At 33.3% G+C, this 12928-nt stretch carries 9 protein-coding genes; all 9 read right to left on the reverse strand.

All coding sequences use genetic code 11. The annotated features are described in order from the left end of the window. Positions 1-3: 3 nt before the first annotated feature. Positions 4-2541 carry an outer membrane protein assembly factor BamA gene (gene bamA, locus EG348_RS04905; RefSeq protein ID WP_123981171.1) on the reverse strand — a complete coding sequence of 846 codons (2538 nt, stop codon included), beginning with the start codon at positions 2539-2541 and terminating at the stop codon, positions 4-6. 28 nt (positions 2542-2569) lie between these two features. Then, on the reverse strand, positions 2570-3319 hold the full coding sequence (locus EG348_RS04910; RefSeq protein ID WP_123981173.1) for an isoprenyl transferase: 750 nt from the start codon (positions 3317-3319) through the stop codon (positions 2570-2572). 6 nt (positions 3320-3325) lie between these two features. Continuing rightward, the gene (locus EG348_RS04915) at positions 3326-4219 is read right to left on the reverse strand and encodes a DUF6089 family protein (RefSeq protein WP_123981175.1); all 894 of its coding nucleotides are present in this window, start codon (positions 4217-4219) and stop codon (positions 3326-3328) included. Positions 4220-4433: 214 nt separating this feature from the next. Beyond that, a complete protein-coding gene (locus EG348_RS04920; protein ID WP_123981177.1) occupies positions 4434-6917 on the reverse strand; it encodes an exopolysaccharide transport family protein in 2484 nt (827 codons plus the stop codon). A gap of 2 nt (positions 6918-6919) precedes the next feature. Continuing rightward, positions 6920-7792 (reverse strand): polysaccharide biosynthesis/export family protein, encoded by an 873-nt coding sequence (locus EG348_RS04925; protein WP_123981179.1) that lies wholly within the window; start codon positions 7790-7792, stop codon positions 6920-6922. A 36-nt stretch (positions 7793-7828) separates the two neighbouring features. Then, entirely contained in the window at positions 7829-8947 is a 1119-nt protein-coding gene (locus EG348_RS04930) for a glycosyltransferase family 4 protein (protein WP_123981181.1), read from the reverse strand. A 110-nt stretch (positions 8948-9057) separates the two neighbouring features. Continuing rightward, a complete protein-coding gene (locus tag EG348_RS04935; protein WP_123981183.1) occupies positions 9058-10062 on the reverse strand; it encodes a glycosyltransferase family 2 protein in 1005 nt (334 codons plus the stop codon). Positions 10063-10065: 3 nt separating this feature from the next. Then, entirely contained in the window at positions 10066-11136 is a 1071-nt protein-coding gene (locus EG348_RS04940; protein WP_123981185.1) for a formimidoylglutamase, read from the reverse strand. A 154-nt stretch (positions 11137-11290) separates the two neighbouring features. Beyond that, entirely contained in the window at positions 11291-12754 is a 1464-nt protein-coding gene (locus EG348_RS04945) for a T9SS type A sorting domain-containing protein (protein ID WP_123981187.1), read from the reverse strand. Between the last annotated feature and the right edge of the window lie 174 nt (positions 12755-12928).

The raw sequence follows: 12928 nt of genomic DNA on the forward strand, positions 1-12928 counted from the left end.
GAATTATAATGATTGGTTCATCAAGAAATGTGGCTGCCATCCTGCAGGCTCAGTCCCAAGAACTGTTTTATCAAATCCGTAAGCAAAATCAAATCCGATCAATCCAAATGCACCCATGTAAACTCTTACCCCAAGACCAACTGATCTTTTTAATTGGAATGGATTATAATTACTCCATGAGTTCCAAACGTTACCACCTTCTGCAAATGTTAATGCATAGATTTTAGCGGTCTGGCTCATTGAGATTGGATATCTTAGTTCTAAAGTAAATCTATTATAGATTGTACCTCCACCTCTCTGAGTAATATCTTCTGCTGTACCACCATAAGTAGTAGCATTGTCGTAACCTCTTAATGGAATTAATTCTCTACCGTCATATCTACCTCCGGCAATCCCTGTTCCTCCTACATAGAATCTTTCAAATGGTGGAGCTCCCAATTCTTTGTTATATCCATCCATGAATCCCATTTCGGCAGAAGATCTTAACACAAGTTTTCCGGCAATTTCGTTATAAACATCAGCTTTGAACTTGATTTTGTAGAATTCCATCCACCTATACTTCTCTGTAGGAGTCAGTGTTGAATAATCTTTGTTATTAAACAATGAATATGGCAGTGTAAATTTTCCTGAAAGTTCAATATTAGAACCCGATGTCGGGAAAATTGGGTCAATACCTGCAGAGTTTCTGCTTAATCCGATATTAAGACTTAAGTTATTTGCTGTTCCATATAATTCAGTAGTATCACCGAATTCAAATGGATAGTTACTAAAGTCATATTTCTGATACTGAATACCTGTGTATAATGAGAAGTAATCATCCGGCCATTTCAATAGTCTGTTTAGACCTACCGAAGCAGAGAATATATTTAACTTCTGAGCATTACCATAAGCATCAGAATATTTTACTCTTGAAGTATTCAAACTTACAGAAAGTGCAGTTGGTCTTGTTCCGAATAACCAAGGTTCTGTGAAAGATACCCCGTAGTTTTGGAAATACTGCCCAGCCTGTGCCTGAATAGATAATGTTTGACCATCTCCCTGGGGAACCGGTCTGAAATCCTTAAATTTAAGGAAGTTCTTCAAAGAGAAGTTATTGAATGTTAACCCCAACGTTCCGATAAAGCTGTTACCACCGTAACCCGCCTGTAACTGAACCTGAGAAGAACCTTTTTCAACTAATTTCCAGTTGATGTCTACTGTATTATCCTGTTGATTTGGCTGAATATCCTGGCCTACCTGCTGTGGATCAAAGAATGACATACCTGCTAAATCAAAGTATGTTCTTTTAATATCACTTTTAGCAAAAAGATTTCCGGGCTTTGTTCTTAAAGCACGAAGGATAACGTGGTCATGGGTTGTTGTATTCCCTTGCCAAGTTACTTTGTTCCAAGTTGCTTTTTCACCTTCGTTGATACGGATTTCAAGATTAATCTTATCTCCGTCTACAGATTTTTCAACAGGAGTAACGTTAGAGAAAAGATATCCGTTATTCATATAAACTGACTTGATATCAGAATCATCTTCTTTACCTCCGTCTTCTCCAACTTTTTTGTTGAATCCTACTGCATCGTAAATATCTCCTTTCTTATATCCTAAAAGTCTCTGTAAATAATCTGTAGGATATACTGTATTTCCGGTAAATGTAATATCACCAATGTAATATTGCTTACCTTCTTTAAGTTTTACGTTAATCTCGTAATCATTTTTATTATTTCTCCATACAGAATCAGAAACGATAGCCGCATCTCTATATCCCAAAGAGTTATAATAGCTTACAAGACTTTGCTTATCTTCCTGGTATTTTTCTTCAATGAATTTTGAAGGCTTTAAGATCCCTCCAATACTAAACCTTTTTTGTTTCGTTTCTTTGAAAGCCTTATTTCTAAGCTTAGAATCTGTCACAGTCTCATTTCCTTCGAATTCGATGTGATTGATCTTTACTTTCTTACCTTTTTCTACATTAATAGTCCAATCTACCAAAGCAGGATCATTGGCATTTACTTTATCCTCAATTGTGATCTTAGCATCTGCAAATCCTTTTTTGATATAATCTTTAGGAATATTTGTTTTAAGGCTTGAAACCAGATTTTGGGTAATTTTTGTTCCCGGCTTCAGATTGTTGTCTTTTGCCAGTTTTTCGCTTTTAGATTTCCCAATTCCTTTACCCTTAAACTTCACTTCTCCAAGTTCTTTTAAGTCCTGTAAATAGAATTTCAAAACTACAGTTTCGCCTTCAATACTTTGTACATAGACCTCTACTTCCGAAAAAGATTGAGTATCCCAAAGCTTTTTGATAGCGTTGCTGATTTTTTGCCCGGGGATATCTACATTTTCTCCTTTTGACAATCCTGTAAATCTTAAGATCTGTGCAGGTGTGTATTTTTTAACCCCATCTACAACGATGTCTTTAAGCATGTAAGAGCCAATTTGGCTGTCTGCATGCACAGGATTATTCACTTTTGTGCTGTCCTGTGGCGTTACCTGTCCATAAAAATGTGCAGAAGCAACAAACATAATGATGGGTAATAGTCTAAACTTCATTTTATCGTAGTCTTTCTTTTCTTAAATTTTACTGAATCTTTATTTGTTCACCAGTTAGGCCGTATCTCCTTTCTTTGCTTTGATAATCTACAATGCACTGAAAGAAAATGTCTTTTGAAAAATCCGGCCACAGAACGTTTAAAAACTGCAGTTCTGCATAGGCGATCTGCCAGAGGAGGAAATTACTTATTCTTGTTTCGCCACTTGTTCTTATCAATAAGTCTACAGGTGGGAAATCTTTAGTATAGAGATAGTTTTCAAATAATTTTTCATCAATATTTTCAACATCTACCTTACCTTCCTTTACATCAGCACTAATATTCTTAACGGCATTCAGTATCTCATTTTGTGAGCCATAGCTTATAGCCAATACCAAATTACCTTTTGTGTTTTCTTTTGTAAGTTCTACCACGCGAAGTAACTGATCCTTCACGAGTGACGGCAATTTATCTAAATTACCAATAACATGCATTCTTAACCCTTTAGTGAAAATTTCCTCTGCTTCCAGCAAAAGCGTTTCTACAAGTAAACTCATTAGAGTATTTACTTCTTCTGCAGGACGTTTCCAGTTTTCCGAAGAAAACGTGTAAAGCGTTAAGTATGGGATGTTTATCTCATTACATGCATTAATAGCATTTCTTACAGCATCAATGGCATTTTTATGACCAAAGGTCCTTTCTTCGCCTCGAGATTTTGCCCATCTTCCATTACCATCCATAATGATAGCAACGTGTTGTGGTAAATTCTCAGAATCTATTTTATCTTTAATCAACGACATAATTAATTAATCACAATAACATGGTGGTCTTCCGAAAGAATAAGTAAGACCTAAGCTTACTGTATTCATCCAATCTTTAGACTTTAAATCTCCAATATTTCTTTCACCAATAAGTTTTGCCTCTCTTTCTTTAGATACGACATAATAAGCACCTGTTTGAAGTAGAGATCCTCCTGTAGCAGGGTTTAAAATATCCCCATTATAATTACTAGTAACATCTTTCTCAAGAATCCTACTGTAATCCAGCTGATCCGTCATTGTGTATCTAAAGGTAGCTTCTGCATATATTGCCCAGCTATAGTTAAATTTATATTTCAAACCTACTCCAAACGGAATATGCATTGTTGTTTTTTTTCCAGTAGTATATACAGGTGTAGTGGTAAAGTCCAGCTCGTTAATAGGAGCCTGTGCTACCCCATCTGCATCTCTTCTGAAGTCATTTACCATCGTTGCCTTTGGTGCATCAAACATCAAAGCTCCAACCCCACCAAAAATATATGGGCTCAGCATACCTTTCTGTTCATTGTTTACCGGGAAGAAATTGTATTCGAACATTAAACTCGCCTCATAAACATTATTTTTTCCTCCTGCATTTCTATTTTTTCTATATTCTTCTTTGGCCGCCTTATCACTGAACTGGATCTGATTATATCCTAAATCTAATCTAACAGTTTGGTGTGGGTTAAAATTAAATCTGTATAAAATACCTCCATAAAATGGGATCCCCCAATCCGACGCCTTATTTAAATCCAACGGCTTTTGTAAAATATAATTCGTTCTTCCTATATCACCAACTAGGTTACTCATCCCTAGACGAACCCCCAATTCGTTTCTTTGAGCTTTAATACTTACCACAGTTCCCAAAACGGCAAGGAAGCTAAATAATAATTTTTTATTCATAAAAGAATATGGATTTATGGTTATTTTAAAATTTAATTTTTGCAAATATAAAACATTTTTATATTAATGATAATCTTAATGTTTAGTTAAAAATAAACAAAAAAACATAATTTGTTATAAAGTAAACGACAAAGTAGCAAAAATATTCTTTTTTTAATAGATTTAAAATTCTTAAATACATAATAAACCCCCATTAAATGAGGGTTTAAAAACACTATTTTTTATTAAAGACTGTTCTGACCTTGTTTCTTATTCTTATTAACAAAGGCTCTTTATAATTTTTATCTTCATCGAAATACCCATAACCATATCCGTAACCATAACCGTAGCCATACCCCTGTTTTGCATCATAATCGTTATAAACCAGACCTAAATGCTCAATCTCATTGTTATGATATTTCTCTGTAATCATCTTCAGCATATACTTTTCTGTGTATTCGTGACGAACCACATAGAGGTTAGCATCTGAATATTTCATCAATTCATAAGAATCTGCAACCAAACCAACTGGCGGGGAATCAATAATAATGAAATCGTATATATTTTTAAGCTCTTCCAGAAACTTAATATTTTTATCACTCATTAAAAGTTCCGAAGGATTTGGCGGAATTGGTCCTGAAGTAGCAACATCAAGATTTGGAATATTTGTTTTATTAATAATCTGATCTATTGAAACTTCTCCCGTAAGATAATTAGAAATCCCGTATTTATTATCTATTTTAAAATCTCCAAAGATCTTTGGTTTTCTTAAATCCATTCCCAAAAGAATCGTCTTTTTATCACTTAATCCTAAAACGGAAGCTAAATTGATCGAAACGTATGTTTTACCCTCACCTCCAATAGATGATGTAACTAATATTATTTTGCTCTTACCATTTTCTACTGATAAGAATCTCATATTTGCTCTTATTCCTCTAAAAGATTCGGATACAGAAGATTTAGGTTGCTCAAGAACCGTAAGCATGTTTTCGTTACTATTGTTCCCAATAACTCCAAGCAATGGAATTCTTGTGGCATTTAATAACTCTTTAATATTTCTAATTCTGTTGTCTAGAACTGTACCTATCAAAATAAATAACAATGGCAGAACCAGCAAACCACCCATAATTGCAGCCTTGGTTCCTTTTACATTCGGACCAATAGGGCCTTGTCCAACATTTTTAGCAGGGTCAATAACTGTAATGTCTGACTGATTGGTTGCCATTCTCATTTGGGTTTCATTTTGTCTTCCCAATAAGCTGTTATAGGTTGCTTCGATCATGTTATAACCTCTCTCAGCATCCAGATATTTTCTCTGCTTCTCGGGGTAACTAAGTAAATCTGAATTTGCATCCGAAACCTGTTGATTAATTTTATTAATCTCCGTATAATATCCTGTATAGTAATTCTTTAATGAATTGGAAGAACTTAATTTAGCATCATTAATCAGCCTGTTAATTTCCAACATTGGTTCAGAATTTGGCTTATAAATTGAAGCCATTTCTCTCTTTTTAAGATAGAGTGCTTTCAACTCTGATACAGAAGCTGTGAAAAGCCCATCCTCAAAACCAGCAGCATTAGTACTGATCATCTTATCAAAATTCTGAGTTTCCAGTGTACGTCTTATCGTATTCAGAGAGTTTAATTTACTTTCTAAATCTGCTTTTTTAGCTTCAAGATCTTTTATTTTACTCAGAGATTTTTCATCTCTATCTTTGATATCATACAGTTTTTCTGAAGTTTTTAAATAATTTAAAACGGCAGCACTGGAATCTAATCTTTTTCTTATATCATCAAGATTTCCCTGCAAATAGGATTCTGTATTTTTATCAACCGTATTTTTGTCAATTAACCTTTTTTTCTGTAATTCTGCTACAGATTTGTTTAGAAAGCTTACGGTACTGTTAAGATTATAGCCTGTTTTACCGATAATCATAATACTGTTGATCTCTTTATCAAAATCTACTGATATTGAAGAAACAATATCATTAACAGCCTGATTAACAGAAGTTAGATTAACAATAATCTTATCTAAAGTAATTTTCGCCTTTACAGGGTTTTGAACTAATTTAAATCTCAAATTTGGTGAATTATACCATTCACCTACTTTTATCACTTTATTAGCAGGTCTTTCATATGCATTCACGCTTTGATAACCTTCACTTTCATAACTGTATAAGTTTGTAGATTGTCCCTCTTCAGGTAAAACTACCTCATATGTACCATTACCCTTCGGCATCAAAGTAATAGGATAATTAATCTGCTGAGCGTGCTTTTTATCTATCTGTAAAAAAACCGGCGAATCATCTTTATCTAAAAAGGTAGATTTTATAGCTCCTTTTGTAGAATAATTAACAAAAAGATCCAACTCCTTTACAAGAAATTCGTTATGAGATCTTGACAGTAGCATTTTTTTCAAATAAATACCATCCTGATTCCCTGTCTGTGCCCAAATAAAGTTAATAGACTGGTTCGGTGTAAAATAATTGGATGTATTATTAGAAACACTTAATGATAAATTTGAAGAATAAACATTTTGAGCATAATATTTACTATAGACCCATGAGATCACATAGCCAATAAGCAACATAAATACAAACCAATACCAATTCTTTAATATCCTTCTTAAAAAATGTTCTATATCAAATAATGAGAAAGAACCGTATTTTTCCTTTTGAGAATCATTTTTCTCTACAGTAGTGTCTTTTCCTGGAATCATGATTAAAGGTTTTTTATAAGTAGAAAAATTGACAATGCCGTAGTAAATACACCAACTCCAGTCGTTAAAGTTTGTACAGGATCTTTTCCAAATCCGTTCAAACTCTTCGCTCTTGTGTTAAGATAAATCTCATCACCATTTTGAACATAATAGTAAGGCGAGTTCATTATATCTTCACGGGTAAGATCTATTTTTGCAACCTTAATTCCCTCCGGTAACTTTCTGTGAATTACAATATTTTTTCTGTCGATAGTTCTGTTCATTCCGCCATTAATAGCTAAAGCTTCAGTTATCGTAAGTATATTTTTATGAACTACTTTTTCTCCTGTAAGACCTGTCGTCTCAACATCTCCCAAGATATAATAAGTTATTCCGTTAGTATTCAGTCTAACCTCAGATTTCCCTTCCTGGAAATTCTCATTCACTTTATCCTGAATTTCTTTTGTAATATCATCAACAGTTCTTCCCTCAGCTTTAATATAACCAATACCAAAGATGTTGATCTCACCATTAGAGTCAACTCTTAAGCCATTAAAATAGAAACTCATATTTCCCCCTTGGCCACCGCCTGAAGCACTACCTCCTACTGCCCCACTAGAAGCTGGATTACTTGTGCCAGCAGATACGCTAGATCCAGATGTATTCAAAGAAGAGTAAAATTGTGCCGCATCACCTTTAGGAGTGGTCACAATATTAAGGTTCAACATGTCATTTTTAGTGATTCTGTAAACGGGAACATTATACGGAATCAGACCTTCTTCGTTTATTACGAGGCTTTCATTTGGCTGCATGTATCTTACATCTTTTGTAGTTACACATGATGTAAGGAAAAAGGGCAAAAGCAAAAGGAATAAATATTTATAATTTTTCATCATATTTTCAAGTTGTTTACAAAAATAAAGATTTAATTGTTATTTTTTATTATTTCTTAAAACATATATAAAATCAGGCAGATACGCTCCCAAAAAGCCCAAGCCCAAAATGATTAATAATAATAAATTGATATTAGTATGTCTTAAATAATACGCAACGGTTACAATAAAAAGATAATATACGATAATATAAAAAGTGGATCTCCTGTGGGTAAGATCAAGTTTTAATAATTTATGGTGTATATGATTTTTATCTGCATCGAAAGGTGATTTTTTGTTAGCAAGTCGGATGACAATTACATTCAGGGTATCCACGATTGGAAGGATCAATATCGCGACCGCAATTACAGGAGCAGACTGCAAATGATACCTTGGTACTTTAGGAAGGTCCTTATCTATAAAGATATCTATAAAACAAATAGCAGTGAATGCGAGTAAGAATCCTAATAACATGGAACCCGTGTCTCCCATAAAGATTTTATTAGTTCTGTAATTTGATAAATTATAATATAAAAACGCCAAAACGGCTCCGATGATCACACCGGAAAGAACCACCAGCGGATAATTATATTCTCCTAATCTATAATAACTTACACCGAAAAGAAGACAGCATATTACAGAATAACTTCCAGCTAAACCGTCGATACCATCTATCAAATTAAAAGCATTAATAAGGATAATAAAAGTAATAATACTGAATAAAATACTTATGAAATAACTAAGCTCATAAACTCCGCATATCCCAAATAAACTTCTTATTCGGATATCAGAGCCTATAACAATAAGTGCCGAAACAACGATCTGGGCAACCAGTTTTTTGTATGCTCTCATCACCACAATATCATCCATTACCCCGATATATAAAAGAATGACCAGCGACGCAAATAGAAATTTGTAGAGATCAAAAAGCTCATACGCAAAGATAGAAGTACATATTCCTATTGAATAGAAAACAGCAATTCCTCCTAAATTCGGTATTTTTCTCATGTGAGAACTTCTAACGCCTGGCTCATCCATCAAGTTCTTCCTTCTTGAGATCTTGATAATAGTAGGTACTGAAAAATAGGTGATTAAAAAAGAGAATAAAAAACCTAACCCTATCTTCACGTAGAAAATAGAAATTCCGGTTTCGGTTAAGAACAATTCAAAATTCTTCATTTTTTTTTCTAATCAAGTACATGTGTTTCCTTATAACTTTTAGAGAAGCTTTTATATTGGGATTTATAAAAAATTTCTGCCAATCGAAACAATCGTACTAACATTTGTGTTTACATTAATTTTCTTATCAATTTTTTCTGTCCTGCAAAAAACAATAGATAAAAAATCTTTTTTTTCAGTGGCAAAGATAAAAGATAATTTTTATCAAAACGACTATACTTTAATATATCTTTTATTTTTATATCCCTATCTTTCATGAAAAGCTCTAATTTATTGGCCATATCGTAAAAAACATCATCACTTTTCACAAAAGCGAGATATGCTAAAAAGGAATAAACTCCCTCAAAAATTTGAAAGTTTTTTAATTCCGCCTTCTTTTGAGCGTATTGAGATTTCTTAAAAACAGCTTCAACATCTTCCACTGCTTTCAGAATATCAAGTCCTTTTTCAGTATGAGTTTTAGTAATAGAATCCGTACGTTCCAGATACTGATAATGAAATTTTTGAGTCTGCGCTATATTTTCGCACTCTAATAAAAGCTGCGGAATAAGCTGAATATCTTCAAAATGAACACCTTTTTTAAATCTTTTCTGATCAAAAAGTTCTTTTTTGAATAATTTGTTACACGCAAAATAACTTAGATCAGAGAAAACCGAAAAATTGTTTTCAAGATTAATATTTTCCGGCATATTGGGGATTTGTGTCAGTTTTTGAGTCACATTTCCGTGCTGATCCACTTTTTGAATATTACAAATCACCATTTTCGACTGATGCTTTTCTGCAAGATTCAGCATTTCTTCGAACATCGTTTCCGTAACGTAATCATCACTGTCTACGAAACCGATAAAGTCGCCTGTTGCTCGTTCTAGTCCAAAATTTCGGGCATCACTCAGTCCGCCGTTTTCTTTGGAAAAAGGTTTTATTTTTTCGGGATATTTTTCAGCGTATTGTTGAATAATTGCCTCAGAATTATCATTACTTCCGTCATTTATAACCAAAACCTCAATATTTTGAAGCGTTTGATTAACTAAAGAATCAAGGCATTTTGCCAGGTAATTTTCGACATTATAAACAGGAACAATTATGGAAACTTTTTGGGGAACAAGTTTTATCATACATTATATTTTCGTCAGTCTTGCATTCAGCCAGCCTTTTTTGGCTTCATCAAAATCTTTTCTTGAGCATGGAATGCAGTTTTCTATATTTTCATCATCACCAAAATACCACAAATTACTGAAAGTATCCCGTTTGAAAGCATATTGTCTGTCATCAATCAAAACATAAAATATTTCGTAATGTCTTTCCTTCGGATGCGAGTGTTGTATATTAATTCCTTCAATCAGATACCAGATCATCTGTGCTAAAAGCTGATGATTTAATTGATTTTCGGAGTAAATATTATAATTAAAAATTCCGACTGATTTCAGATTTTCGCTCAAGCCGATTTCCTTCATATAAGCGCAAATTTCTCTTCGGTTCAGCCCATTCACCTGTGGATTCATTGAAAAAGGTTCACCGAAACTTTCAATCGCGTCACAATTTACCGTCACAAGATCGGTTTTCCTGAAAAAAGGTTCTGTTTTTTCGGTAGAATTCATCATTTCGGCTAAACGAATAATATCAAACTCTACTTCTTTGATCAATTTTACAGAATCAACTTCATTTAAATGTTTTTGATATCCTAAATGATGATAATTTTTAATAGAAAAATCCTTTGTTCCGAACATTTTACTTAAAAAAGTATGTTCGTTAATATTTTCACCTTGTTTTAAGGAAATAACATTGCTGATCTGCGTATAATTAATATTTTTCTTATGAAAATTTAAAGCTGAAAAAAGCGAAAAAGCAAAGTCATTTGAGCCTCCAATAATGATCGGAATCGCTCTTTTATAATGACAAGCCGACAAAACCTCCTGCAAAATATAATGAGAATCCTGAACAGATTTTCCTGAAACCAAATCACCCAAATCTACCAACGGGATTTCAAAATCAAGTTGTGAAAGTTTATAAAATTCTTTTCTTATCGCTGTAAAATCCTGTACTTCTGCATCACCATTTGAACCTCTATAATCCGAAACAAACAAAAGAACAATACTGTCTTCCTTTATATCTTTCGTGATTCGGTTTCCGATCTGCCAGCTTTCGGTTTTGAAATTTCTTGGTGAAATGATAAAATCTTCAAAATTCATTTATAATCCTCATTATTTCCACAAACATACAAAAAACCTCATCAAGTAAAAATCTTGTCAGGTTTTTTGTCCATAAAAAAAGCCATAAACTAATAATGTTAATGGCTGTGTAGTATTTGTGTACTATTATTTTAATTTTAAATACTACTATTTTTTATTGCTTTATAAATTTAGTTGTAATTATTTTTTGCCCTACCATGATATTAATAATATAAAAACCTGATAACAAAACTTCTACATTAATTCTATTATCTGAAGGTTTAGATTTTGAATGTATTATATTTCTCCCATTCAAGTCAGTAATGTCATATCCCGTTACTTTTTCATTTGTTGTAAAATATAAGAAATGTTTAACCGGATTCGGATAAATTTTCAGATTTCTTGAAGTCGCTTCAGAAGCTCCCAAATAACTTTCATTAAAAAAATACTTACGCGCTGTGCCTACATAACGAGTTTGCCCACCATACGCTATGGAATAAATTCCAAATAATACGATTGAGTTCCCATATAGTTCAAACCCTTCATTGTATACACTCTTATTAAGCATTTGCGGGGTAATAATTTTACCGTTCAATCCAAAAGAATTATCCAAATCACCATTCTCATCCATCTTCAAAGCATATGTATTGTACCAACCAGTTCCAGAAATCATAAATGTATTATCAGGAAGACGCACTATTTTTTTAGGAGTTGAGTCTGAATGAACAGGAATAACGCTTATACCTGTATTTTTAAACGTGGTGTCCAAAGTTCCGTTTGCATTTAAACGATATGTAATAAGACCAAAACAATTATTACCATTACAAATGCTTCCAGAAGTTAAGCCTAATATTTTTCCATTATCCAGAAACATCAGCTGAGCACTGCTATCTACATTCTGACCAAATGAGTATAGAAAAGTCCCTCCGGTTCCAAAAGAGGTGTCAAAACTTCCATCAGATTGAAGTTTTGTAACCACTATTCTTTGATCGCTAACCGCAACGATTTTCTGACCAGCCATAAAAATTTCGTTATTACTATTTACTTCCACTCTTCTATATCGATAAGTAAAACCTAAGGCAAGTATCCCGCTGTTTCCAAAAGTAGCATCAATGACTCCATTGGGTAAAAGACGTACAAGGCTATAATCTGAACCAGCATTAGTAGTTGTATATTTTAAGAGATAAATTCTTCCACTCTGGTCAATTTCTATATCAGCATATGATGCAGATTGATTAAAAATAGTAAAGTCGCTGATGAAATTTCCATTGATATCAATTTTTTGAACTTTCCCACCATACCCCATATCCATTATAATATAATTTCCGTCTCCTGCCGGTTTTATATGTAAGTAGTTTCCTGATTGAGAAAACAGCTTATAGCCAGTTCCGTTAAAAGTTGTATCCAATAAGCCATTAGAGGTAAATCGGGCAATGAAATTGACCCCAACCGCCAAGACTCTTCCATCGGGAAGCTTTGCTGTTGAGTGTATCTGTAACCCTCCAGACATCTGACTGCCATTATAAAACGCGAAATCAGTATATCCTCCACTCTGACCGTAAGAAGTATCCAATAGATTTTCCTGAGCAAAAATGTGTAACGAAATGAAAAGCCCTAAAAAGGAAAGAAGTTTATACATGATTCAATAATGATATTTTCAGGTTAATATTAGTTTTTTATAAAACAGGTCACAAATATATATAAATTAAATATAAGCAGTCTTATCCATAAAAACCGTCAACAAATTGTTAACGGTTTTGTATTTATCAATTTTGTCAAAGTTTAGAACTCTGACAAAGTTCTGCTGACTCGG

The sequence above is a fragment of the Chryseobacterium sp. G0201 genome (genome assembly GCF_003815655.1).
Lineage (GTDB): Bacteria > Bacteroidota > Bacteroidia > Flavobacteriales > Weeksellaceae > Chryseobacterium.

Bases quoted from the DNA above. Each gene is read 5' to 3' on its own strand.
- EG348_RS04935 (WP_123981183.1), bottom strand. From the start codon at position 10,062: ATGATAAAACTTGTTCCCCAAAAAGTTTCCATAATTGTTCCTGTTTAT.
- EG348_RS04930 (WP_123981181.1), bottom strand. From the start codon at position 8,947: ATGAAGAATTTTGAATTGTTCTTAACCGAAACCGGAATTTCTATTTTC.
- EG348_RS04940 (WP_123981185.1), bottom strand. From the start codon at position 11,136: ATGAATTTTGAAGATTTTATCATTTCACCAAGAAATTTCAAAACCGAA.
- EG348_RS04910 (WP_123981173.1), bottom strand. From the start codon at position 3,319: ATGTCGTTGATTAAAGATAAAATAGATTCTGAGAATTTACCACAACAC.
- bamA (WP_123981171.1), bottom strand. From the start codon at position 2,541: ATGAAGTTTAGACTATTACCCATCATTATGTTTGTTGCTTCTGCACAT.
- EG348_RS04915 (WP_123981175.1), bottom strand. From the start codon at position 4,219: ATGAATAAAAAATTATTATTTAGCTTCCTTGCCGTTTTGGGAACTGTG.
- EG348_RS04925 (WP_123981179.1), bottom strand. From the start codon at position 7,792: ATGATGAAAAATTATAAATATTTATTCCTTTTGCTTTTGCCCTTTTTC.
- EG348_RS04920 (WP_123981177.1), bottom strand. From the start codon at position 6,917: ATGATTCCAGGAAAAGACACTACTGTAGAGAAAAATGATTCTCAAAAG.
- EG348_RS04945 (WP_123981187.1), bottom strand. From the start codon at position 12,754: ATGTATAAACTTCTTTCCTTTTTAGGGCTTTTCATTTCGTTACACATT.